This window comes from Hallella mizrahii, assembly GCF_009695775.1.
GTDB lineage: Bacteria > Bacteroidota > Bacteroidia > Bacteroidales > Bacteroidaceae > Prevotella > Prevotella mizrahii.
Map to the genome: position 1 here is coordinate 1 of NZ_VUNG01000025.1, position 25,332 is coordinate 25,332.

24 protein-coding genes and 1 pseudogene are annotated in these 25,332 nt (G+C 46.5%); 6 read left to right on the plus strand and 19 right to left on the minus strand.

Annotation, left to right across the window (positions count from 1 at the left end; all coding sequences use genetic code 11):
* Positions 1–665: 665 nt before the first annotated feature.
* Positions 666–848, plus strand: coding sequence for a cysteine peptidase family C39 domain-containing protein (locus tag FYJ73_RS16330; protein ID WP_154534540.1), 183 nt, complete (start codon positions 666–668; stop codon positions 846–848).
* 103 nt (positions 849–951) lie between these two features.
* On the opposite strand, the gene FYJ73_RS09780 is transcribed toward FYJ73_RS16330, so the two are convergent.
* Positions 952–1,548, minus strand: coding sequence for a Crp/Fnr family transcriptional regulator (locus tag FYJ73_RS09780; protein WP_154534541.1), 597 nt, complete (start codon positions 1,546–1,548; stop codon positions 952–954).
* Between the two features lie 79 nt (positions 1,549–1,627).
* Positions 1,628–3,409: a translation elongation factor 4 gene (lepA, locus tag FYJ73_RS09785; protein WP_154534542.1), complete on the minus strand. Its 1,782-nt coding sequence runs from the start codon at positions 3,407–3,409 to the stop codon at positions 1,628–1,630.
* Positions 3,410–3,514: 105 nt separating this feature from the next.
* Here lepA and FYJ73_RS09790 point away from each other — a divergent pair, with 105 nt between their 5' ends.
* Complete coding sequence (locus tag FYJ73_RS09790) at positions 3,515–3,946, plus strand: hypothetical protein (RefSeq protein ID WP_154534543.1); 432 nt, start codon at positions 3,515–3,517, stop codon at positions 3,944–3,946.
* A 104-nt stretch (positions 3,947–4,050) separates the two neighbouring features.
* Here FYJ73_RS09790 and FYJ73_RS09795 read toward each other — a convergent pair whose 3' ends face one another.
* On the minus strand, positions 4,051–5,202 hold the full coding sequence (locus FYJ73_RS09795) for an MFS transporter (protein ID WP_154534544.1): 1,152 nt from the start codon (positions 5,200–5,202) through the stop codon (positions 4,051–4,053).
* Positions 5,203–5,223: 21 nt separating this feature from the next.
* Positions 5,224–5,865 (minus strand): HAD family hydrolase, encoded by a 642-nt coding sequence (locus FYJ73_RS09800; protein ID WP_154534545.1) that lies wholly within the window; start codon positions 5,863–5,865, stop codon positions 5,224–5,226.
* 77 nt (positions 5,866–5,942) lie between these two features.
* Here FYJ73_RS09800 and rsmG point away from each other — a divergent pair, with 77 nt between their 5' ends.
* The 4 genes from rsmG to FYJ73_RS09820 all read left to right on the plus strand — a co-directional run bounded on the left by rsmG (position 5,943) and on the right by FYJ73_RS09820 (position 9,409).
* Positions 5,943–6,563: a 16S rRNA (guanine(527)-N(7))-methyltransferase RsmG gene (gene rsmG / locus FYJ73_RS09805; RefSeq protein ID WP_154534546.1), complete on the plus strand. Its 621-nt coding sequence runs from the start codon at positions 5,943–5,945 to the stop codon at positions 6,561–6,563.
* A gap of 81 nt (positions 6,564–6,644) precedes the next feature.
* On the plus strand, positions 6,645–7,292 hold the full coding sequence (locus FYJ73_RS09810; RefSeq protein ID WP_154534547.1) for an MBL fold metallo-hydrolase: 648 nt from the start codon (positions 6,645–6,647) through the stop codon (positions 7,290–7,292).
* A gap of 19 nt (positions 7,293–7,311) precedes the next feature.
* The gene (gene ruvC / locus FYJ73_RS09815; RefSeq protein ID WP_154534548.1) at positions 7,312–7,890 is read left to right on the plus strand and encodes a crossover junction endodeoxyribonuclease RuvC; all 579 of its coding nucleotides are present in this window, start codon (positions 7,312–7,314) and stop codon (positions 7,888–7,890) included.
* 34 nt (positions 7,891–7,924) lie between these two features.
* Entirely contained in the window at positions 7,925–9,409 is a 1,485-nt protein-coding gene (locus FYJ73_RS09820; protein ID WP_154534549.1) for an ATP-binding cassette domain-containing protein, read from the plus strand.
* Positions 9,410–9,422: 13 nt separating this feature from the next.
* On the opposite strand, the pseudogene FYJ73_RS16355 reads toward FYJ73_RS09820, so the two are convergent.
* From FYJ73_RS16355 to FYJ73_RS09885, 15 genes and pseudogenes are all read right to left on the minus strand, one after another.
* Positions 9,423–10,144: pseudogene (locus FYJ73_RS16355) on the minus strand (transposase); the annotation flags it as partial.
* A gap of 129 nt (positions 10,145–10,273) precedes the next feature.
* Positions 10,274–10,606: a hypothetical protein gene (locus tag FYJ73_RS15720; RefSeq protein ID WP_206081759.1), complete on the minus strand. Its 333-nt coding sequence runs from the start codon at positions 10,604–10,606 to the stop codon at positions 10,274–10,276.
* A gap of 63 nt (positions 10,607–10,669) precedes the next feature.
* A complete protein-coding gene (locus FYJ73_RS09825; protein ID WP_154534550.1) occupies positions 10,670–10,954 on the minus strand; it encodes a winged helix-turn-helix domain-containing protein in 285 nt (94 codons plus the stop codon).
* 186 nt (positions 10,955–11,140) lie between these two features.
* Positions 11,141–12,898: an aspartate--tRNA ligase gene (gene aspS, locus FYJ73_RS09830; protein ID WP_154534551.1), complete on the minus strand. Its 1,758-nt coding sequence runs from the start codon at positions 12,896–12,898 to the stop codon at positions 11,141–11,143.
* 212 nt (positions 12,899–13,110) lie between these two features.
* Positions 13,111–14,478, minus strand: a complete 1,368-nt coding sequence (hisS, locus tag FYJ73_RS09835) for a histidine--tRNA ligase (RefSeq protein WP_154534552.1) — start codon at positions 14,476–14,478, stop codon at positions 13,111–13,113.
* A 22-nt stretch (positions 14,479–14,500) separates the two neighbouring features.
* Positions 14,501–15,778 carry an adenylosuccinate synthase gene (locus tag FYJ73_RS09840; RefSeq protein WP_154534553.1) on the minus strand — a complete coding sequence of 426 codons (1,278 nt, stop codon included), beginning with the start codon at positions 15,776–15,778 and terminating at the stop codon, positions 14,501–14,503.
* A 68-nt stretch (positions 15,779–15,846) separates the two neighbouring features.
* Entirely contained in the window at positions 15,847–16,521 is a 675-nt protein-coding gene (locus FYJ73_RS09845) for a YggS family pyridoxal phosphate-dependent enzyme (RefSeq protein WP_154534554.1), read from the minus strand.
* On the minus strand, positions 16,521–17,060 hold the full coding sequence (locus tag FYJ73_RS09850; protein ID WP_154534555.1) for a DUF4494 domain-containing protein: 540 nt from the start codon (positions 17,058–17,060) through the stop codon (positions 16,521–16,523). Before FYJ73_RS09850 ends, FYJ73_RS09845 begins: the two co-directional genes overlap by 1 nt.
* Before the next feature lie 12 nt (positions 17,061–17,072).
* Positions 17,073–18,242 carry a replication initiation protein gene (locus FYJ73_RS09855; RefSeq protein ID WP_154534556.1) on the minus strand — a complete coding sequence of 390 codons (1,170 nt, stop codon included), beginning with the start codon at positions 18,240–18,242 and terminating at the stop codon, positions 17,073–17,075.
* A gap of 109 nt (positions 18,243–18,351) precedes the next feature.
* The gene (locus FYJ73_RS09860; RefSeq protein ID WP_154534557.1) at positions 18,352–18,939 is read right to left on the minus strand and encodes an IMPACT family protein; all 588 of its coding nucleotides are present in this window, start codon (positions 18,937–18,939) and stop codon (positions 18,352–18,354) included.
* Positions 18,940–18,962: 23 nt separating this feature from the next.
* Positions 18,963–20,210: a DUF1015 domain-containing protein gene (locus FYJ73_RS09865; RefSeq protein WP_154534558.1), complete on the minus strand. Its 1,248-nt coding sequence runs from the start codon at positions 20,208–20,210 to the stop codon at positions 18,963–18,965.
* Between the two features lie 103 nt (positions 20,211–20,313).
* Entirely contained in the window at positions 20,314–21,231 is a 918-nt protein-coding gene (locus tag FYJ73_RS09870) for an NAD(P)-dependent oxidoreductase (RefSeq protein WP_154534559.1), read from the minus strand.
* A gap of 16 nt (positions 21,232–21,247) precedes the next feature.
* The gene (gene serC / locus FYJ73_RS09875) at positions 21,248–22,315 is read right to left on the minus strand and encodes a 3-phosphoserine/phosphohydroxythreonine transaminase (protein ID WP_154534560.1); all 1,068 of its coding nucleotides are present in this window, start codon (positions 22,313–22,315) and stop codon (positions 21,248–21,250) included.
* A 480-nt stretch (positions 22,316–22,795) separates the two neighbouring features.
* Positions 22,796–24,139: a DEAD/DEAH box helicase gene (locus FYJ73_RS09880; RefSeq protein ID WP_154534585.1), complete on the minus strand. Its 1,344-nt coding sequence runs from the start codon at positions 24,137–24,139 to the stop codon at positions 22,796–22,798.
* Entirely contained in the window at positions 24,139–25,332 is a 1,194-nt protein-coding gene (locus FYJ73_RS09885) for a tetratricopeptide repeat protein (protein WP_154534561.1), read from the minus strand. The genes FYJ73_RS09880 and FYJ73_RS09885 overlap by 1 nt, the downstream gene beginning before the upstream one ends.

Below are 25,332 nucleotides of genomic sequence, written 5' to 3' on the forward strand. Positions count from 1 at the left end.
AATCTATTGAAGAAGTCTTTGAGTAACATTGGCTTGGTTTTTTCCATAAAAGTAGCTGTATTTTAGAAGATTACAAAAGAGCAACTAATTATTTAACGAATATTAGTACGGACATCACCACACAGAACAAAAAACTCATATGCCATTAACTTGGTGGATCACTCTATGTTTTACAATGAAACCTTATTACACGAGTGTCTTCATACCTGTTTTACAAGAAAATTCAAAACAAATAGTTTTGAAGACAATTTCTTTAAAGAGTCTACAATTGAATATATAGCATCTGTTATATTTGATTGTCGAAAGAGCAATGACAGCATCTTGATAAAGCACGAGGAAAATATAAGGGATAAATATATTTCAGATAAACAATTAAAGCATTTATTAAGGTCTGAGCATGAGATTTCCGTCTCCTGTATAGATTCTTTAAACACATACTGGGTATACTATGACCTCATGCCTTTGAAATTACATAACTATGCAGTAGCAAATGGTGGAGACCGGAGGTTTTGTCAGGCATTGATAGAGTATTTGAATTTACAATTATCATCAAAGTACACTATAGGCTCCTTTAATGCTTTTATGAGAAAGAAAGGTTACAAAAATGTAGATGCTATTTTTAATCTTCATCACAAATTCTAACTTCAGAAGTTTAAACTTATTATATGGCAAACCGATTTCCATTTTACCATCAATTAGACTCCATGGATTGTGGAAGTACCTGCTTAAGGATTATTTCAAAATATTATGGATTATCCCATTCTGCAAACTATTTTAGAGAACTCTGCAAGACTTCTAAGGACGGTGTTTCCCTGTTAGACATCGGCTTCGAAAGGCATCCTGCTTGAAATAAAGGATAGCCGCAAGTCTCACAAAAGAAAAGCCATGAATGACACACCATATTATATATGTGTATCTTTCATGGCTTTTTTGGATTCAATAATAAGGGAATTATCCCTCACTTTTCTGCGCCCGGACTCTGCTGAGCGTCTCAGGGGTCATCTGCAGATAGCTGGCGATATACACCAATGGGGCGCGCAACACCACTTGAGGCTTCAGCTTGCAAAGCTTCTGATAGCGGCTCTGAGCTGATTCAAAGCGCACCAAGTCGGCGTGAACTTGCGAGATGATCAGACTCTCTTCCAATATCTTACGGTAGAGAATCTGAATGTTGACATTGTGAAGGGCCACTTGCTCCAGCCTGCGCTTCGGCAAGCAATAGATGATGCAAGGCTCCAGAGCCTCTACCTGCAGATGTGTGGGCTCCTCACGGAACAGACTCTCAATGCACATGAAGATCTCGCCATCAGAGCCAATGTGCTCCGTCAGCTCTTTATCGTTTTTGAAATAGAACTGACGGACCAGTCCACGATCGATATAGCTGATGTCCTCGCAAGTCTCTCCTTCGCGAAGAATCATCTCTCCTTTAGCGTATTTCTTTGGCACGATGATGCTCTCCAAGATATCGAGCTCATCGTGCGTCATCGTACTGTATTTTCTTGCCAACTCACGGGCTATGTCCCGCGTTGTGTTATGATAGTCTTTCATTTCTATTTCCCCTCAATAAGATTAAATATTGGAGTTACTCCTCTCTTAAACAATAAATATCTATACTTCTCTATCATGTCTAATCAAGTTTCAGTACTGCCAAGAATGCCTTCTGTGGCACTTGAACATTGCCAATCTGCTTCATACGTTTCTTGCCCTTTTTCTGCTTCTCCAAGAGCTTACGCTTACGGCTGACATCACCACCATAGCACTTGGCGAGGACGTCTTTCCTAACTTGCTTCACGGTCTCCCGCGCTACGATCTTGGCACCGATGGCAGCTTGGATTGCAATGTCGAACTGCTGACGCGGAATCAAGTCCTTGAGCTTCTCACACATCCTCCTACCCAAAGTGACAGCATTGTCTTGATGAGTCAATGTGGAGAGTGCGTCAACGGGCTCTCCGTTAAGCAATATGTCGAGCTTGGCCAACTTCGACGGACGATAGGAATCGATATGATAGTCAAACGACGCATACCCTTTGGAGATAGACTTCAACTTGTCGTAGAAGTCGATGACAATCTCACCCAATGGCAACATGAAATGCAGTTCCACGCGATTGCCCGAGACATATTGCTGGTCGAGCAACTCACCACGCTTGTCGAGACAGAGCCGCATGATCGGACCGATATATTCGGCCGACGTGATGATGCTTGCCCGGATATAAGGCTCCTCAATGTGGTCGATGAGCGTAGGATCTGGCAGTCCACTGGGGTTGTGCACCTCCATTGCGTGTCCCTGCTTGTCGTAGACCATATATGAGACGTTGGGCACCGTAGTGATTACCTCCATGTTGAACTCCCGGTCGAGTCGCTCCTGTACGATTTCCATGTGAAGCAATCCGAGGAAGCCACAACGGAAGCCAAAGCCCAAAGCCTGGGAAGACTCCGGCATAAATGTCAGTGCGGCATCGTTGAGCTGCAGTTTCTCAAGTGATGCTCTGAGGTTCTCATATTCATTGGGATCAATCGGATAAACACCGGCAAACACCATCGGTTTCACCTCTTGGAATCCCTCTATAGCCTTGTCGCAGGGCGCGTCGACGTGTGTGATCGTTTCACCGACTTTCACCTCCGTAGCGTTTTTGATGCCCGAGATGACATAGCCGACCTCACCCGTTGAGAGTTGTTTGCGAGGCTCCATATCCATCTTGAGCACACCAACTTCGTCAGCGGTATATTCCATCCCCGTCTGGACGAATTTCAACTTATCTCCGGTGCGAATCACGCCATTCTCTACTTTGCAGAGCACGATGATGCCACGGAAAGAGTTGAAGATCGAGTCGAAGATCAGTGCCTGCAAAGGCTTCGTCTTGTCTCCCTTAGGTGCAGGAATGCGCTCTACCACAGCATCGAGAATGTCGGGGACACCTTCTCCCGTCTTACCACTGGCGCGGATGATCTCGGAGGGATCGCAACCTATCAAGTCCACAATCTCGTCCTCTACCTCGTCGGGCATGGCGTTGGGCATGTCGATCTTGTTGATGACCGGGATAATCTCCAAATCGTGGTCAATGGCCATATAGAGATTGGAAATGGTCTGCGCCTGCACGCCCTGAGTAGCGTCCACAACCAAGAGAGCACCCTCGCAAGCCGCGATGCTACGCGATACCTCATAGCTGAAGTCGACGTGTCCCGGAGTGTCGATGAGATTGAGTATATAGTTTTCACCGTTATGCTTGTACTCCATCTGTATAGCATGGCTCTTGATGGTGATGCCACGCTCTCTTTCCAGATCCATGTCGTCAAGCATCTGGTTTTCGGTAATCTTAATCGTATTGGTGTATTCCAGCATACGATCAGCAAGCGTTGATTTTCCGTGATCAATGTGTGCGATGATGCAGAAATTCCTTATATGTTCCATCTTCTTCTTTATCTTTTACGCAAAGTTACGAAAATCTAAGCAAAATTGGGTAGCTATCTATCATTATTTTTATTAACTTTGCACAAAAAAGGAATTTCACGCAATATGAAGAAGATTGGTTTTAGGTTTTTAGTTCTGCTGCTATTCACTGGCTTGACGTTAACCGCTTGTCATCATCAGACGCTGGAGGACCGTGCTGAAAAAGAATGCAAAGACTACACGGCCCAGTACTGCCCTACCCCGTACCAGGGCAACACACGCACGGACAGTATCGGTTTCAACCGTGCTACACGTACGTTCAACTACTACTATCTGGTCAACGGCAAACTCGATGACGCAAGAATCTTTACGGCACGCCACGACACGCTGCGTACGATTCTGCTCAGCGGACTGAAGGAAGACACCCGTAACAAGGCTTTCAAGGACAAGGGATACTCTTTCCACTATGTTTTCCGCTCGGCCTCTTCAAAGAAAGTGCTCCTCGATGTCGTCTTCCACAAGAAGGACTACGCAATGATCAAGAAGACAAGGAAATAAATATGTCGGAAAATAACTGTCTGCGAAAGTTTATGATTGCGTTTTAGTCTATAATTCGCTATCTTGCTACGTACTAACTCCTAAGGAATTTTCTTTCTTAGGAGTTATCTGTTTTTATGCGTCAAATACCAAGGATGAACCAGGAAATTGTAGATGACAAGCGCAGCGACAATCAGACATAGGGCCACGATCAATGCCTCACGGCTTGCCAAACTCCATCCGAGTGCCATGCCGAGTGCCATCCCTGTCTCCCAAGAAAGGAAGAAAGTGCTTTGGGAAGTACCACGCTCACAATGATGGGCCAGTTTGATAAAGAACAGCAGAAAGCGGGAGCCAAGAATTCCGATGCCATAACCACAAAAAGCGTCTGCGATCACCGTCGCTGCCCGCTCCTGACGGAAGAGCATCAACAACAAGGCCGCGACAAGCACAAAACAACCCACAAAGGTCTCACTCTTCAGATTGGCATTGGCAAAAACATATTTCTCCGAGATAATGGCCAGCAAAAAGCCAGCCAGCATAAATAGGTAGAAATGACAAGACTGTTGGGTGCTGATGATAAGTCCCATTGACAGGGTCGCCAACATGAAGTTGAAAAAGAGCTTTGTGCCTTGCGGAAGGAAAAAACGATCCAAACACATGTGGTGAACATCTTCGCCCGGAGCCTTGAAAGGAAAATGGACGCGGGACAAGAAAAGAAAGGCAAGGGCGGCAAAAGCCAAAGAGACAAACTCTACATAGCCAAAGCCAAACTTATAGTAAGTCCAAAAACCCGCAAAGGGGCCTACCGCCAACGCTAAGCGCCCCAACCAATCGGAGGAGTGGTTGGCCTCGGTGCGCTGAAACGATTCACATGTGTCGATGATCAGCGTGCTGACGATTGTCATCTTGGCCAAACCATAAGCTATTCCCAACAGCAGAGCACCTAAGACCAAAAATATTGGTAAGCGATTGTGAGTCAGAGCAAAAAAGCCGATCACACCGGCAAGAAGCAAGATACCGAACAGACACACATAATTGCGACGGAAGCGCTGAACCAGCCAAGAGATGCTTGGCCCCGGCAGATAGATGCCCAAGCAATAAGCCCAAAAAACATACACCACTGCCATCAATTCGCCATGATGAGCATGGAGGGTAAAAGGCAGTACCGGGAGCAGCGCGTATACTGAGGCCGCCAGAAAGAAATTAGCAATGGCCAGATACCAAAACGAACGATGCCACAGCTTGAAGTGTATGGGAGTATTTTGCGTGTCCATCTTGTGAATCGATCAATCTTTTTACTTTCCTTGTTCTGTGAGCAAGACGTTTAAATCCAAATATGTAAAGTCATCAACAATAAGGTTGCACCATGGTTTCAGCGCTTCCGGACGATTGGTAGTGGCCAATCCCACGACAAACATCTTCGCCGCATCCAAGGCTTTCACCCCATTAATGCTATCCTCAAAGCCAACACACTCATTGGGTTGACAATGAAGGCGTTGCGCAGCCTTGAGATAACCGTCTGGGTCGGGCTTGCTCTTGTCAAAATCTTCACTCGTCAACACAGCATCGAAGTAGTCGCTTAACTCGGGATGGCAACGGAATACGTTGGACATCTTCTGCTGATTGCTGCTCGTCACGATGGCTGTCGCCAAAGATGCATCCTTGACTTTCTTGATAAACTCTTGAAATCCTGAAATATAGTCATAGGTCATCCGTCGCTCAAACTCATTGAGTCTTTTCGTGATGGCTTCCTGTGTCTCGGCTTGACCATTGAAATAGGTCGAAAAGATTTCCACCAGAGTCATTCCTTTAATCCTCTGCTCCAATCCTTTCTCCTGAGGATAGTAGAGATGAAACTGGCTGCCCCAAAACTTTGTGTACTGGCTTTCAGAATCCACCACTACCCCATCTAAATCAAATAATGCTGCTTTAATCATTACATTTTATTAATTTCGTTGCAAAGTTACGAAATAATCTCGTAACTTTGCAATATTATAAGGAAAACCAACAGCTCATGCAAACAATAGTCAAATATTTCCCTCATCTTTCCACTGAGCAGCAATCGCAGTTTGCCGCCTTGGATGAGCTTTACCACGATTGGAACTCCAAGATCAATGTCATCTCGCGCAAGGATATCGACAACCTCTATCTCCATCATGTGCTCCACTCGTTGGCTATTGCCAAGTTGATCCAGTTTAAGCCCGGAACCCACATCCTTGACTTCGGAACCGGAGGCGGATTCCCAGGTATTCCGCTGGCTATCATGTTTCCCGATTGTCAGTTCCGGATGATCGACGGCACGGGAAAAAAAATCAGAGTCGTAAACGAGGTGGCCACAGCTTTGGAACTTCACAATGTGGAGGCTGTTCACCGCAGAGGCGAGGAAGAGAAGGAGCACTTCGACTTTGTTGTCTCACGCGCTGTCATGCCCCTGCCAGACATGGTAAAAATTGTCAAGAAAAATATTGCCAAGACACAGCATAACGCACTCCCTAATGGTGTCATCGCTCTGAAGGGCGGCAATCTCAACGAAGAGTTGAAGCCCTTTGGCAAAAAGGTGATGATCACTCCTATCTCTGACTATTTCACCGAAGAGTGGTTCGCTGACAAGCAAATCATCTACTTGCCATTATAGATTCCGTGAAGACTCGATAATCATCGTTGCTCTATCGGATTTTTGTCTTTAATAGATGAACAAAATAAGAATAAAAATATCATGATGAATATAGAACGTTTTGTCTGCAACGACATCCGGGAAAACTGCTACGTGGTATCCGACAGCAGTAAGGAGTGTGTGATTGTAGACTGCGGCGCTTACTACGAGGCAGAAAAGCAGGCGCTGAAAAAGTATATTGATGACAATACTCTCACGCCCACCCATCTCATCGCTACCCACGGTCATGTGGATCACCATCTCGGTGACCGATTTGTTTACGATACTTGGGGCTTGAAGCCGGAGGTACCCGTATCTGACGAGGCTTTCATGCAGCAGCTCCCCGAGCAGGCTGTCGCCATCATGGGATTGCAGCTGTCTCAAGCCGACTTTGCTCCCGTGGGCCGCTACCTTGCCGCCAATGACACGATCTCGTTCGGAGATCATACTTTTACCATCATCGAGACGCCGGGGCATTCACCGGGCAGTGTCTTCTTCTATTGCGAAGAAGAGAATGTGGCCTTCTCCGGTGACACGCTATTCAAGGGCAGCATCGGACGCACTGACTTTCAGGGCGGTTCTATGTTCATGATCATCCAAAGCCTGCGCCACATCAGCCAACTGCCCGACGCTACACAGATATTGCCGGGGCACGGCGAGATGACAACGATAGGCTACGAAGAGACCACCAATCCATATCTCGACCGTTAACCATCAGCACGAAGAGCAGATGAGCAAAAGAGTGAATACGGACAAGATCATCCTCGGCATCGATCCGGGTACCAACGTGATGGGCTACGGAGTCATCAGGGTCAACGGTAATAAAGCAGGGCTGATCGCTATGGGGGTCATCGACATGCGTAAGATGACGGATCCCTACCTGAAACTGGGACGCATCTTCGACCGCGTGACCGGTGTCATCCAAGAGTATCTCCCCGACGAGATGGCTATCGAAGCACCATTCTTTGGGAAGAATGTGCAGTCAATGCTGAAGTTGGGACGTGCTCAGGGCGTTGCCATTGCCGCTGCCATTCACCATGACATCCCTATCCATGAGTATGCACCACTGAAGATCAAGATGGCGATCACAGGACAGGGAGACGCCTCGAAGGAACAGGTAGCTGGCATGTTGCAGCGTCTGCTAAAGATCGAACAAAGTGATATGCCAAAATTCTTGGATGCCACCGACGCGCTCGGTGCCGCTTATTGCCATTTCCTCCAAAGCTCAACTCCCCAGTCTCTGGACCGTCACTATGGCAGCTGGAAGGACTTTGTCAACAAGAACCGCACGAAAGTCAGTGGATTATAGACGACAACATAAAATAAATCATAATAGTATTGTGATGCAAGAGATTATAAAAATTGAAAATGGCGTAACCCGTATGCCTGCGTGGCGCATGGCAGAACCCGTCAACTACACACTTCGTGATGATGAGCAGCAGGCAATCGTAGGACCTAACGGCGGTGGCAAGTCAATGCTCATTGACATCCTCGTCGGTCGTCATCCGCTGCTGATGCGTGATGTGCAATACGATTTCTCCCCAAGTACCAGTCCGCTGGTCTCTGACAATATTAAGTATATCACTTTCCGCGACGCTTATGGCGGCGACAACGATAAAAGCTATTACCTCCAGCAACGATGGAACCAAATGGAGATCAACGAGGAGACTCCTACTGTCGGCTCTAAACTTGACGAGGCTTTTCTGAGATCGGGCGAAGACTCACCACGCCATCGTGAGTTGCGCGACCGACTCTATAAGATGTTCAACATCGACAAGCTACTCGACAAATATATCATTCTGCTGTCGAGCGGTGAACTCCGCAAACTGAAACTTACCGAGGCCCTTCTTTCTGCTCCAAGAGTACTGATTATGGACAACCCGTTCATCGGACTGGATGCCGAGGCAAGAGACCAGCTCAAGGAGCTCTTAAAGATGCTTGTCGGACAGCAGAATCTTCAGATCATCCTCGTATTGTCAAAAAGCGACGATATCCCCGACTTCATTACCCATGTGGTTGAGGTCAGAAGCATGAAGGTGATGCCCAAGGTCACGCTTGAGGAGTATCAGGCTCATCGTCAGCCCATACCTCCACATGTTCTATCCGAAAGCAAGGCACAGGCTATCCTCGATTTGCCAGAACGGCTGAAAGACTATCACGCCCACGATGTGGTAAAGATGCACAATGTACGCATACAATACGGTAAGCGCGTGATCCTTAAAGATCTCGACTGGACAGTGCACAATGGCGAGCACTGGGCACTGAGCGGACAAAATGGTGCAGGCAAGTCTACACTATTGAGCCTCGTCTGCGCTGACAACCCTCAGAGCTATGCATGTGACATCTGTCTCTTCGATCAGAATCGTGGAAGCGGAGAGAGCATTTGGGACATCAAGAAGCATATTGGCTACGTGTCGCCGGAAATGCACCGCGCTTATCAGCGTGACCTCCCTGCCATCAGAATCGTAGCAAGCGGACTGAAGGACAGCGTGGGACTGTATGTTAAGCCCGACGAAAGCGAGTATGACACATGCCGCTTCTGGATGTCGGTCTTCGGTCTCGAAGGTCTGGAAGAGCGGACTTTCTTAAAGCTCTCCAGCGGACAGCAACGACTCGTACTCCTCGCACGAGCCTTCGTCAAAGATCCTCAACTGCTGATCCTCGACGAACCACTCCATGGACTTGATAATACCAACCGACGTCTGGTGAAGGATGTCATCGAGACTTTCTGCAAACGCCCCAACAAGACGTTGATCATGGTCACACACTACGAGGAGGAACTTCCCGCCTGTATTGACCACCGCATACGGCTCATAAGACATAAATAATATCCTTGGTTTAGAATCCGGCATCCATGACTACTATCTTTTTGGCATTGGGGGAGTTCCTTCGGATATGGAACCGATGACAACATCGAGAAGAGTCTTGTCCTGACGGTTACCCTCGTAAATCATAGTTCTTACAAGCTGTTCCTCTGTATTCACCACTGCGGTGAGAACTACGATCTTGCAGTCGTTGCGCTTTTCATTGCTGCGACCGAACCGCTATAGGTCTGAGATTTTCATTTGCCCCTCAAAATTTGCATTGACAATGTAGAATGAGGAGTTTCTTCTCCTCCAGGTGGAATATATCACACACACGCTTGTGGAGCCTGTCCTCAAGATCCCGGTGAACATCCAGGCGAAGAGCACTCTACAGCGTGTATCCTTCGTGATCTTCCCCTTGTCAAACAGAATAGCTCTGCCAGCGCCGTGCCCTCCTTGAGATACCTTACCGTCTTTAGTTCTGAGTATGGATAAATGGAACGGACTATAAATATGCATCATGGCAAGAGTCACCTGATCGCGGCTCCAACCCTTGGAGTACAGAAACTTGCTTATTTGCAGCATATTCAGCATGGAACGGCACAGCGCCTCCGGTCCTATTGTCCGTGCCCCGAGTTGGGTTAGACTGTCTGTCTATATGGACTGTTATCGATTTTTTCGTTCTCTCTCTCAACGGAGAACCTCCCGGCGCAGTACGGGATTGTTCTCCCGGATATAGTCGTTGTCACAGTACTTGAGCACACAAATATAGTTATTACCCAAAACGTCACCTGTAAGTCGTTATTGAACAAATTAAGAAAACCGGAAAACATACCAGCCTGACGTTTTCTTTTTTGCCAATTTACTTCCAATGACTTTCAATACCTTTTAAAAAAAAGAAGGATCATCGACACCAGACTTTCTACATCTTTGTTCCTCAGTCTTGCATCCATTTTGCTCACCATTAAAATCAATATAAGATTGAACCACCTTTTGTGACCGGAGATTAATTCTATATCTTCCCCATCCTATTCTCTCAAAAGGATCAGTCGGTAATGTACTATGATTCCGCACCAAGTTATAGACATACTCACGAACTTCTTCCTTGGTGACCGAATGAAACAAACTGTTAGATGCATTATACACATGGAGCACTAAAAATCTTAAGCTGATCCCTTTATTACCAGCTTCCAACATAATGCGAATGACAGCCTCTTTCATAGAAAAAAAACAAACCGCACCTTAGTATGTCAGATACTAAGCTGCGGCACAAGTATTCACATATTAAGCGAGAACGACCTTACCTTCTTCTCCCTTGATTTTGCCCTCTTTAAGCAACCAACCAATACCCAGCAGAATCTCTGTCTCTGACTTACCGGTTGCTTTGCAAAGCTCTGAGACAGACTGAGCAGTGCCAGCTGCAGACAATGCCTGATAAACATCACCTGCACGGAATCCTGCATTCTCAGCGTCTACTAAAATCTCAGCCATCTTCTTGGGGGCTGCAGCTTTCTTTACAGTAGCTGTCTTGCTAGCTGTTCTTCTCGTTGTTGCTTTCTTTTCTGCCATAACTTAGTAAAAATAAATTTTATAGTTAATATACAACTAATTTATTACTTTCTTATTGCAAATATAAGATATTTTTTAGTAACACGTCGTCTCATTACTTACCAAAGTGATAATCGTTGCATTATTTATTGACATACATCAAGTAAGTTTTAAACCTACTTGACATATATCAACCAATCATAACGACTATTCCTTATCGATTTTGATTTTCAACTCTTCAAGCTGCTTAGGCTCAAGGGCTGAAGGAGCATCCAGCATCACGTCACGTCCATTGTTGTTCTTCGGGAACGCAATGCAATCACGGATACTGTCTAAGCCTGCAAGAATACTTACAAAACGATCCAAGCCAAAAGCAAGACCTGCGTGAGGTGGTGCTCCGTATTTGAAGGCATTCATCAAGAAGCCAAACTGAGCCTCAGCACGTTCCGGCGTGAAGCCTAACACTTCAAACATCTTCTCCTGAAGCTTCGTATCATGGATACGCAGACTGCCACCACCTACTTCGATGCCATTGCAGACAAAGTCATAAGCCTTAGCGCGCACCTGCTCTGGGTGTGCATCGAGCAATGGGATGTCATCTGGATTAGGCATTGTGAAAGGATGATGTGTTGCCATCAGACGCTGCTCCTCATCGCTCCACTCAAAGAGTGGGAAGTCGATGATCCAAAGACATTTAAACACATTCTTATCGCGAAGCCCAAGACGGTCACCCATCAACAGACGAAGGCTACAAAGCTGAACGCGCGTCTTGTTGGCATTACTACCGGAAAGAATCAGTGCCAAGTCACCGGGCTTTGCATTCATTTTCTTCAAGACGGCCTGAAGCACTTCCTGAGAGTAGAACTTATCGACAGAACTCTTGATGGTTCCATCAGCATTGTATTTGATATACACTAGTCCCTGAGCCCCCACCTGGGGACGCTTTACAAAATCGGTCAACTCATTGAGTTGTTTTCTACTATAGTCGGCGCAACCCGGTGCACAGATACCACCGATATAGTTAGCCTCGTTGAAGACTGAGAATTCGCCCTTGCCTTTGAACTCATCCATCAATTCTACGAACTCCATACCAAAGCGAAGATCCGGCTTATCAGAACCGAAACGGCGCATAGCCTCATGCCATGTCATCTGCTGCAGAGGCTTGGGAAGATCGACACCACGGATTTCCTTGAAGAGCATGCGACACATCTCCTCAAACAAGTTGATGACATCGTCTTGATCCACGAAACTCATCTCGCAGTCAACCTGAGTGAACTCGGGCTGGCGGTCGGCACGAAGATCCTCGTCACGGAAGCATTTGGCTATCTGGAAATATCGATCAAAGCCAGCCACCATGAGCAATTGCTTCAAAGTTTGAGGACTCTGGGGCAATGCGTAGAACTGACCGGGATTCATACGGGAGGGAACAACGAAGTCACGAGCCCCTTCAGGAGTAGAACCGATAAGCACAGGTGTCTCCACCTCAATAAACTTCTGATTGTCGAGGAAATTACGGATAAGGATTGTCATGCGGTGGCGCAACTCCAAATTGCGTCTGACAACGGAGCGGCGAAGATCCAAATAGCGATACTTCATTCTCAACTCATCTCCACCATCCGTATGGTCCTCTATTGTGAATGGCGGAGTAAGAGAAGGACTGAGAATATTGAGCTCATCGACGATAATCTCTATATCACCTGTCTCCATCTTGGCGTTCTTGCTCTGGCGCTCCTGTACCAGACCCTTAGCCTGAATACAATACTCACGCCCAAGCTTATTTGCCTGATCGCACAATTCTTTATCCGTAGCCTCGTTAAACACCAACTGGGTGATACCATAACGGTCACGCAAGTCGACAAAGGTCATACCTCCCATCTTACGAGTGCGTTGCACCCATCCGGCAAGCGTAACCTTCTTGCCGACATCAGAGATGCGCAACTCACCACATGTATTTGTTCTATACATTGCTATTATAGATTGAATATTATATGAATGCAAAGTTAGTAATTTATTCTATAACTACAAAGCCCATCTCTTCTTTTTTCTTGGGACTTTTACTCAAAGCTTTCTAACAGCAACCGGCTTTGATACAGTCAAATCTGCTTATGCCCGATATACAAGAAAAAAGGTAGTCCGTTAAGACTACCTTCATTATAAAGAGTTATGAAACTATTCTATTAACCCAGTACCTGCTTGATCATCTCATCGACATCTACCAAATTCTGTTCACCAGTGACCATGTTCTTCAATGTTACTTTACCTGCTTCTATCTCATTGTCACCAGCCAAAGCCACGAAATCGATATGCTTAGCATTGGCATAGGACATCTGCTTCTTCATCTTGACAGCATCAGGATAGATCTCTGTGCGAATACCTGTTTCTCTTGCCTTTGCGATGATTGGCAAGCAGTACTCGGTCTCTTTCTCACCAAAGTTGATGAAAAGCAACTGTGTTGAGCGAACAGCATCTTTAGGATACAGATCAAGCGCATTCAGGACATCATAGATACGGTCAGCACCAAACGAGATGCCTACGCCGGAGAGACCGGGCATACCAAAGATTCCCGTAAGGTTGTCATAGCGACCGCCACCGGTAATGGAGCCCATAGGCGTGTCCAAAGCTCTCACTTCAAAGATGGCACCGGTATAGTAGTTGAGGCCGCGGGCAAGTGTAAGATCAAGCTGCATTTCATTCTTCAGTCCTACTTTCTTGAGCGCGTTAAGGATGAAGGATGTTTCTTCCACGCCTTTTAATCCCGTCTCAGAGTCCTTCAAGACGTCAGCTATCACTTTTAGCTTTTCCTCGTTGAAACCAGTCAACGCGATAACCGGCTGTAACTTTTGAATAGCCTCTTCCGAGATGCCATTCTCCCGCAACTCTTCGTTGACCTTTTCGAGCCCAATCTTATCCAACTTATCGATGGCGACAGTGATGTCTACAATCTTGTCAGCCTCACCGATCACCTCAGCCAATCCTGAGAGGATTTTGCGATTATTGATTTTGATCTGCACTCTGATGCCAAAGCGCTGAAACACGGTGTCGACAATCTGCATGAGCTCCACCTCGTTGAGCAAAGAGTCGGAACCGACAATATCGGCATCACACTGATAGAACTCGCGGTATCTGCCTTTCTGAGGACGGTCAGCACGCCACACCGGCTGGATTTGATATCGCTTAAACGGCAACTGCAACTCGTTGCGATGCATCACCACATAGCGTGCGAAAGGCACGGTAAGATCATAGCGCAAGCCTTTCTCACACAACTTGGACTGCAAGTGGAGAACATTGCGATCCCTCAACTCCTCATCAGAGATATCCTTGAGATAATCGCCTGAGTTCAAGACTTTGAACAAGAGCTTATCACCTTCGTCACCGTATTTTCCCATCAGCGTATGGAGGGTCTCCATAGCCGGCGTCTCTATCTGTTGGAAGCCATACAATGCGTACACTTCCTTAATGGTATTAAATATATAGTTTCTCTTTGCCATCTCCTCAGGACCAAAGTCTCTGGTACCCTTTGGGATGGATGGTTTCGTATTTGCCATACTATTCTATTATCAATGATATTTATTTTCTAACAATCGTCTGATCACGATCCGGTCCAATAGAGATGATGCCAATACGTGTCTCCAGCTCATTCTCCAGGAACTTGATATAATCAGCGAAGGCCTTCGGGAACTGATCCTCAGAAGTGAACTTTGTCATATCGGTCTTCCAGCCCGGCAACTCTTTATAGACTGGCTCTACGTTGTCAATCTCATAGGGGAAGTCACGTGTCACAGTGCCATCAGGCAACTTATAAGCAACACAAGCCTTGATCGTGTCAAAGCCGTCCAAGACATCACTCTTCATCATGATCAATTCCGTCACACCGTCAACCATGATGCTATAACGGAGCTGTACGAGATCGATCCATCCGCAACGGCGCTCGCGTCCCGTCACAGCGCCATACTCGTGACCAAGGTCTCTGATCTTCTTACCCGTCTCGTCGAAGAGCTCGGTTGGGAAAGGACCAGCCCCCACACGTGTGCAATAGGCTTTCATGATACCATAGACATTGCCAATCTTGTTGGGACCGATGCCCAGTCCTGTACAGGCTCCGGCACAAATGGTGTTGCTGGATGTGACAAAGGGATAGCTGCCAAAGTCCACATCAAGCATTGTACCCTGCGCACCTTCGCAAAGAATGCTCTTGTTGTCTTTCAACAACTTATTCACCTCATGCTCGCTGTCAACGATATGGAACTGGCGAAGATACTCCACACCTTCCATCCATTTCTTCTCAACCTCATCGAACCCTTCGAAGTCTGTCCAGCCCAAAGCCTTCAGCATCTTCATGTGACGCTCTTTGTGAGCAGCATATTTCTGGTCAAAATTCTCAAGGATATCACCCACACGCAGACCATTACGGCTGACCTTGTCGGTATACGTCGGTCCAATACCTTTTCCGGTCGTCCCCACTTTGTTCTTGCCTTTAGCAGCCTCAATAGCGCGGTCCAAAATTCTATGGGTAGGCATAATCAGATGTGCTTTCTTGGAAATGTGGAGTCTGGAAGTCAGCTCATGCCCACTCTTCTCAAGATCTTTAGCCTCGTCCATAAACAGATCAGGAGCCAAAACCACACCGTTGCCAATGATATTGACCTTATCACCTTGGAAGATACCGGACGGAATACTGCGAAGCACATATTTCTGTCCTTCAAACTCCAAGGTATGTCCGGCATTAGGGCCACCTTGGAAACGGGCTACCACATCATACCGCGGCGTAAGAACGTCGACAACCTTTCCTTTACCTTCGTCGCCCCACTGAAGACCCAGCAGAACATCTACTTTACCTGTATTCATATGCCTAGATTTATAGTTTTCTCTTATATATCTGTGTTAATAATGCTTACCGAACGTCGGGAGTATCATCAGTAAACTCTCGGACCAAAGATTGCTGTTCCGACACGTACGAGCGTAGAACGGCATTTAATGGCAATCCTGTAGTCATGGCTCATACCCCACGACCGCTCGCAGAAAGTGTCGTCATCGCTGAAATACTGCTTTTTTACTTCTTCAAAGAAGTCTGCGGCTGTAGTCATCTCACGCGCGATTTGCTCTTGGTCATCAACATTACTGGCCATCATCATCAAACCACTGATATGCACATGGGTCAATGTTCTCCACTCACCATTGCTCAGCAATTCACGGCAGGCATCGAGTGTCAGACCGGTCTTTGCCTCTTCTTCCGCAATATGCAGTTCCAGGAGTACATTGATAACACGATCACTTTTCGCAGCCTGCTTATTGATTTCTTTCATCAGTTTCATCGAATCGACCGACTCGATCATACTGATAAATGGTGCTATGTATTTGACTTTGTTGGTCTGGAGATGACCGATGAAGTGCCATTGAATGTCTTTGGGCAGTTGTGCATACTTCTTGACCAGTTCCTGTTCATGACTTTCTCCAAAGATACGCTGGCCAGCCTGATAAGCTGCTTCTATGTATTCATTGGGATGAAACTTGCTGACAGCTACCAGCCTTGTGCCTTTTGGCAATTCAGCCAGGACTTTTTTCAAATTCGATGCAACATCAATGTCCATTACTCACCCTCCTTCACCTTGTTGTCGTCTGCCGATGTGTTTTCTCTTTCGTATTCTGGTTTATCGTCTTCTTCTTTCTTTTTCTTGTTAGGATCCAAATCATGAACAAAAACATCCATGGTAGGGGTCTCGTTGATAGCGCTGATGACATAGTCAATCATCGTACCACCCATCACCTCTTCTATATACTTGACGGCTGTTGGTAAAGACCCAGCCTGTACAAGATAGTTGACATTAGACCGCTTCTCCTTCTGTGTTTTCTCGTCGATGGTGATGAATTGGAGCTTAGCTTTATACCACTTATCATCAGCATTGAGATCGCTGAAGAATATCTCATGATAAGGAGCCGGCTTGATGCCGGTGATCTTGTAGTCTCCACTGATATAAGTCTGCATTTCCTCAATCAAAGCTTTCTCAGCCTCTGTAAAACTCAGTGCGTCTACGACATACTGTTCTGTGACAGGTTTTTGTCCACCGTCCTCTTGTGTCTTGTCGTAGCGTATTTTTGTCTCAAACCAATCAGAAGTTCTTGATTTCATATAATATTTCGTTTACTTTTTGTTTTCTAACATTTTCTCCGCGTTTCCCTTGAAGAGATTATCCAGTGCTCGATAGGTATAAGCAGCACGGTCATTGATCGTAAGGTTGTTGTTGAGCCTCGACCGCAGATCAACGAGCTTGGAGACAGCATCCTGATAGTTCTCCGGTGTTATCCTGTCACACATTTTGTTGGCCAATGTGTTGTCGAAGCCAAAGTATCTCACGAGCATATTGGCGAACTGCTTCTTCTGCATGTCGGTGACATCTTTGAGTTGCTGATTCAACCGATTCTTCGGTCTGTAAATTTTAAAGACCAGTTCATCAGGCTCTCCGCCACGCTGTCCATGGTTGTAACGTTTACTATAATCGAAGTAGCAATCACAGAAGCCATTTTCTGCCAAGGATTCCAGTTCTGCCTTAGCAGGTTCAAGAACACGCCGGGTAAAATCACTGAATTTCTTGTAGTTGCTTTCCAAACGAAGCATCTTTCGAAAGTCTATGGTCTTGATGATGGTGCCGCCTTTGTCGAGCCAACTCTCAATAAACATGTAAATGCGCTGGGTATACCGGTTTTTGCAGGCAAACACAATCTGCTTGCCCAAACGATGATACCCCAAGTCAAGAGATACCAGTCGCTTGGCAACGGTACGGTCAATCTTCAACACAGCATATTTCTCATAGATACCCTCATCCTCCGGAATATATACATCGCAGAGGTTGGTAACCTTTTGATAATGTCGGCCGTCGGCTGTTTTATAAGGAATCTCCACAGGAATTGCTGCCAGCATCTTCAAGCTCTGGCGCAATTGAGGATAGTGATTGGGATCCACGCCAAGTGTCTTGAAGAGTGTCTTGATCTCCAAGCGTCCATCATTGTCAAGTTCTGCGTCAGAGAAGATTTCCGGTTGCAGACGCTCCTTGTTGAGCATCTTATGCAACTTCGACTGCATATACTCAACGATAGTGACGAGGATACGTATCTGAATGAGAGAATAATCGTGACGCATCATCGTCACGGCGATAGGCTGGAGAAGCCAGGTCTCTTCCTCTATGGGTATGAGATCAGTGGGTATGTTGCGTTTGATATCACGCTTCTTACCCTTTCCGAAATCACGGTTACGCGTCGTCTTACGCCGTGTTTCCACGCTATCTGTCTGTACACTGGTCATTTCTGGTGCCATATCACTGCTGGTTTCGGAGACTTAATCCAAAACATTTGGCTACAAAGATATAACTAATTTTTGACTTCACCAAACGTGTGGATATAAATCTTTTGAAGTAGAGACCGTTCTATTCAAAATTCAGATGCTCCAACCTCTGTCTGAGCAACTCAGCTTCAGACTTTCTGATGCCCAAGACGATGGTGCAGTCAATGTTGAAATCCTGCGCGACGATGTCTGCTTTCATATCCTTCACCACCTTCATCACACCATTCATCATGGGATACGTGAAATGGAACTCCACCTTCTCCTTCACCAGACGTGTGACGACGGAGCAATGCGCAATGGCATCGGCAGCTGCTGTGCGGTAAGCCACGATCAATCCTCCTGTTCCCAAATTCACTCCTCCATAATATCTGACAACACAGATAAGAATATCCGTAAGCTCATTTGAGACAATTTGTCCCATGATTGGCTTGCCGGCTGTCGACGAAGGCTCACCATCATCGTTGGCCCGCACCTGCACCTGATCGCCCACTCCTATCTGATAAGCATAGCAGCAATGGCGAGCATCATAATATTTCTTGCGATAACTGTCGATGATCTGCTTGGCCTCATCGACAGATTCTACATGATGTGCAAAGGCGAGGAACTTACTACGCTTCTCGGTATAGTAGCCCTCGCCCGTGTTTTCTATCGTTTTATATTCGTCGTTCATTCAAATGAATTATTGAAACCGTATTAGTCCAAACGGTGGATTACCAGTCCGGAGCGCAGTTTGGGCTCAAACCATGTTGCCTTTGGAGGCATGATGTTTCCCGTATCTGCAATGTTCATGATTTGCTTCATGGAAACCGGATAAAGAGCTAAGGCCCAACGCATCTCACCGCTGTCCACACGCCGCTTCAGCTCTTCCAATCCTCTCAGTCCACCTACGAAATCAATACGCTTGTCGCTCCGCAGATCTTTGATGCCCATGAGCTTGTCGAGAATCAGGCGGCTTGAAATATCGACATCCAGCGACTTGATAGGATCGTTGTCGTCATAGGTTTGTGGATGGGCAACAAGACTATACCAATGCTTATCGAGGTAGAGAGAGAACTCATGGATATGCTGCGGTTTATAGACAGCCTCTCCCTTGTCCTCAACATCAAAGTCTTCACGCAGTTTATTGAGAAATTCCTCAGAAGTCAAACCGTTGAGATCCTTGACCACACGGTTATAGTCAAGTATTGTCAGCTGACTTGCAGGGAAGCAGACTGCCATGAAATAGTTGTATTCCTCTTTTCCCGTATGGTGAGGATTCTGCTTTGCCTTCTCGGCACCCACCAATGCGGCAGCCGCTGAGCGGTGATGTCCGTCAGCAATATACAAATGTGGCATCTTTGCGAACTCAGCCGTTATCGTGTTGATGTCTTGTTGGTCGTTGATGATCCAGAATTGATGACGGAAGCCATCATCAGGTGCTACAAAGTCATAAACGGGTTTCGTTGCCGCATAGCGCTGGAGGAGAGCGGTCAGGACTTCATCGTCGGGATAAGCAAAGAAGACTGGCTCCATATTGGCATTGCATACTCTGACATGCTTCATGCGGTCCTCTTCCTTGTCGCGACGGGTGAGCTCATGTTTCTTGATGACGCCAGTGAGGTAATCATCAACGGAAGCAGCAACAACCAGACCATATTGTGTCTTGCCGTTCATCGTTTGAGCATAGATGTAGTAATGTTCTTTCTCATCCTGAACCAGCCAATGCTTGTCCTGAAATGCTTTGAAATGCTCTGCGGCACTGGTGTAGACACGAGGATCGTATTCCGATGTTCCCGGCTCGAAATTGATCTCCGGTTTGATGATGTGATAGAGTGACATCTCGTTGTCACCGGCCTCTTTTCTTGCTTCCTCCGATGAGAGCACATCATAAGGCCGTGATGCCACTTTCTCTACCAAGTCCTGCGGTGGGCGTATGCCACGAAAAGGTTTGACTAATGCCATAGTAATAGACTTTAAATGTTAGCTATATATATAAGGTGTAAGAAAAGACAACGCTTCCTACCTCGCCGACCACGGCGAAGCAGGAAGCAATGTCCACAAGGTATTACTTATTTACTTGGAATTTTGTGCAACCGTCTTTAAAGAACGCACCGATCTGCTTTGCGGCAGCGATACCGGCGTTGATGTTGGCCTCGGCAGTCTGTGCACCCATCTTCTTAGGTGTAGAGAAATATCTGCCCTCAAACTTCTTGAATGCCTCATCAGCGTCCGGCTTGATATCTGTAATGTACTTCAAGTCCTCACGCTCTGCCATCAACTTCAGAAGTCCTTCCTCGTCAATCACCTCTTTACGGGCTGTGTTCAACAGAATGCCACCTTTCTTCATCAAATTCACAACATCGTAGTTGATACTGCTCTTGGTCTCCGGTGTTGCTGGGATATGCAGGCTGACCACGTCACAAGTCTTGAAGAGATCGTCGCGGCTGTCCACAGCATGCACCCCACTCTGCTCGATGACGTCTTTCGGGCAATATTCGTCATAAGCATAGATGTCCATATCAAAGCCCTTGGCAATACGGGCTACATTGCGACCGACATTTCCGAAGGCCAGAATGCCCAATTTCTTGCCTTTCAGCTCAGAGCCAGACTTGCCATTGAAGAAATTGCGGACGGTGAAGACAAGCAGGCCAAAGACCAGTTCAGCCACAGCGTTGGAGTTCTGCCCCGGAGTATTCTCAACGACAACACCTTTTTCCTTGGCATAAGCAGTGTCTATGGAGTCATAACCTGCACCGGCTCTGACAACAATCTTCAAGTTCTTGGCGGCGTCGAGCACTTCTTTGTCGACTTTATCGGAACGCACGATCATGGCATCAACATCTGCTACTGCATCGAGCAACTGCTGCTTCTCCTGATATTTCTCAAGGAGCACGATCTCATGTCCCTCTTCTTGGGCCACCTTTTTAATGCCCTCCACTGCTGCGGCAGCAAAAGGTTTCTCTGTTGCAACTAATATTTTCATGTCGATAGTATTAAGATTAATGCTGTGCCTCGAAATCCTTCATGCACTGTACAAGGGCGTTAACACCTTCAAGCGTCTGGGCATTGTAGCAGCTTGCACGGAATCCACCCACAGAACGGTGGCCCTTGATGCCTACCATACCCCGCTCCGTAGCGAAATCGAGGAATGGTTTCTCCAGATCCTTGTACTCCTCGTTCATCACGAAGCAAAGATTCATCACCGAACGATCCTCTACGGCTACGGTACCCTTGAAGAGTTTGTTGCGGTCGATCTCGTCATAGACGATGCGGGCACGCTCCTGTGCACGCTTGTCCATCTCCTTGACACCACCATGAGCCTTCACCCAGCGCATAGTCTCAAGCACAGAATAGATAGGCACCACAGGCGGCGTGTTGAACATGGATCCTTTGCTGACATGGGTGTTGTAGTCGATCATCGTCGGCAACTCTCGCGGAGCGCGTCCTAGCTTGTCATTCTTCAGAATGACACAAGTGACACCTGCCATACCCATGTTTTTCTGGCATCCGGCATAGATAGCGTCATATTTCGACACATCGACGGGGCGGCTGAGAATATCAGAACTCATATCAGCGATCAGAGGTACAGGCGAATCGATGTCCTTGCGCAGTTCAGTGCCGAAGATCGTGTTGTTCGTAGTGATGTGAAGATAGTCGAGATCTGCCGGTATAGTGAAATCCTTGGGCAGATGGCAATAGTTATCATCAGCAGAAGAAGCCACCTCAATGGTCTCACCGAAGTGCTTAGCCTCTTTCATAGCCTTTTTAGCCCATGTACCTGTATTGACGTATCCAGCCTTCTTGATAAGGAAATTTGCCGGGATCTGCATAAACTGAAGCGAGGCACCACCACCAAGGAATATCACTGAATAGCCTTCGGGGATATCGAGCAACTCTTTGATCAGAGCTACTGTCTCATCGACCACTGGCTGGAAGTCCTTAGCACGATGGCTGATTTCCATCAAGGAGAGTCCGGAGCCATTGAAGTCCAGAATCTGCTTAGCAGTGTTCTCTATGACCTCACGGGGCAACATCGAGGGACCCGCATTAAAGTTGTACTTCTTCATTTCCACTTGTTTTTAGTTAATACTTAGAGGTTATTGTACTCTTATGCAAACTTACGAATTATTTTTCAAATCAGCAAATTTTTTGGCAACTATTTATCTTTAGTGCGATGTAAACTGTCAATATGACACTTATTTAGTATATAGTAAGTATATTTATGAGGGCTTTCTCTATGGTTAAGACAGCTTCCCTATACCCTAGAATCACACCTTATTATATATAGACTTTTGAAGTCGATAAAAAACAACCGCATGAAAAACTACAGCCTCTCACCAAGGAGCAACAAGCTTCCTGATAAGGGGCTATTAGTATCTCGGTCAGAAACTATCAGTTTCTCAGTGAAAAACTCGTAGTTTCTTAGTTTGAAACTCGCAGTTTCTCGGTAAGAAACTCGTAGTTTCATGCTAAAAGACTATTTTGAAACAGGCGAAGACTACTTTTAGACAAGCTAAGAGACTACATGAAAGCCCTTACCAAGTACATTACTTCTCCCAAGTTCTATGAACTTCGACAATCGTTTTCTGTCCCTTGATTTTCTGTCCTCTCACCTTTTTGAGCATCATGGGAACCAGAAGACGGGCTACAGCCGCATAAGCATAGTTGTCGTAGACATCTATGCGACCTATGTCTTTTGACTTCAATCCACCGCATTTGCAAAGGAAACCGACTATGTCACCCTTGGAGATCTTGTCTTTCTTGCCTTTACCAATATAGATCGTGACCATCGGTGGCAGCGTTGGAGCCTCATCGGTATGGTCAGAAAGGTTGTAGTTCTCGACATCTGCATCAACATACTCCGGCAGTGATTCTTCAGGACCTAAGAGAAAGAAGGTTCTTCCTGTTTTATCCCATCGTGCCGTACGTCCGATTCTGTGGATATAATCTTGTTCGCTCTCAGGCAGATGATAGTGGATAATATTGTTGATATCGGGTATATCAATACCTCTGCTGCCCAAATTGGTACTGACAAGCGTATTGACGGAGTGGTTGGCAAAAAGATAAAGATGTTCCTCGCGCTCTTTTTGCTCCAAGGCACCATGATAGGAGATAGCAGAGAAACCTTGTTCCAAAAGATAGTCAGTCACCCTCTCCACAGCATCGCGGTAGTTCAGGAACACCACACTGCTCTCCTGCCCTATCTGGCCAAGCAACTGAGCTAAAGCAGGCAACTTGTCCTTTTCTTCACTGCGAACCGTCAACACCTTGATGCGTTCAGCTGTAGCATCGTCCTCAAGTCTGAAGTCCAGTGTCGTGATCTTGTGGCCGGAGCGATAGCTGTTCATCGTTGCCTCCATTTTTTCAGGCTGGGTGGCAGACAACAAGATGCGACGGGCTTTCAAGGGTATGCTATGGAGAAGCGTCTCTATCTCCTGCTGAAATCCCATATCCAAACACTTGTCAAACTCATCGATGACCAGGAATGCCAACTGCCGGACATCGATGTTGCCTTTGGCAATATGGTCATTGATACGTCCGGGCGTACCGAAGATGATCTGAGGACACTGTTGGCGCAGCAAACGATGCTCGTCCATGGTGGGGCGTCCCCCGTAGCAGGCCATCGAACGAATACCCGAACCGATGTTTTTCAGTACGGTGTCGGACTGTAAAGCCAGTTCACGCCCCGGCACGACAACAAGCGTTTGAAGGGCAGTGCTTGTAGCATCTGTCTGTGCGGCAACGGGCAGAAGATAGGCCAGCGTCTTACCCGTACCGGTAGGACTCATAACCACCACATCGTCACGATCATTCAATACTGCATCTATTGTGGCCTCTTGCATCTCGTTGGGCGTGATGCCGGCTTTTGTTATTAATTGGGATATATTCATCATCTCAGCAATTTATCGATTTCATCAAATTCTTTACCTCTATTGAGATTGAGATAAATGGTGTAAAGGGGCAGTGCCCATCGGTCTTTACGGTCGGGTTGAAGCTGCCGGTATTTTTCCAAGTAAGGCAGAGCCTGCTTATAGAAGCTGATGACCTGCCCGTGTTTTTTTGCAGAGAGAACGGGATTCTTGTCCAAAGCCACTCCCTGGTTAAACAGAGCCAATCCAGCATTGAGCCAAGCCTCGGCAAGCGAGTCATTCTCGTGGATAAGTGAATCACAGATGGCAAAGCACTCCTGGTATTTGCCCGTATTCAGCAAGATAATGCTCTTCGTAATTCGGAAAAGCTGGTTGTGACTGTCTGTTTCGAGTGCCTGATTGGTCATTGTCAGAGCTTGCTGCCAGTCATTTCTGGCAGAATAGTAGTCGATCAGATGTGAGAAGAAAAAGTCGTCGAGGCGATTGCGTTCAAAGCCTTCCTTCAGCGTGTTGACATATCTGACGGTGTCTCCCTCCCCCAAATAGGTTTGAGCAAGCAGTTGCAGCATCTGATTATAGTGAGTGGTATCCTTCAGTGCCAGATAGGTATGATGAAGGGTTTGCTTGCGGTTCCCCATTTTATACGATGCATAGACAGCCCAGTAAGCGGCAACAGGAAGCTGCTTGTCTTTCTCATCATAATGAAATGCAGAGAAGAGCGGCTGGCTGGCCGTCTCGATATATTGATTGAGCAAAAGATAGGCAGAATCATATTTCTGCTTTCTGATAAAGAACAGACCTCCATTGAGAAGATTGGGTCTGATCATATTCAACAATTGCCCATGAGATTTACGCCACTCTTTGGCATCTGATTCTTGGGGATGAGGCAGATTGAAGAGCGAGTCATAAACTTCCATATCCCGAAACATCCTGCTGGTGATATTAAAGATGGATGCCGTGTCGAATTTCTGTTTAAGATAGAGTTTCTCATTTCCATTTTCGTACTGACGGCGTTGAGCGTCAAAGAGCACATTCCAAATTTTTGTGTTACGACGATTGTCAGAGTCTGCGAGCAAAGTCCTCATCATCTGCTCAGCCTTCTCCAGGTTGGAATTCTTCTTCACATAATCCTTGGCCGTAGCAATCTCTTTCTTTTGTGCAAAGGTTGCCACGGAGAATAAGATAAATATCAATAGAAGTATCTTTGTTTTCAT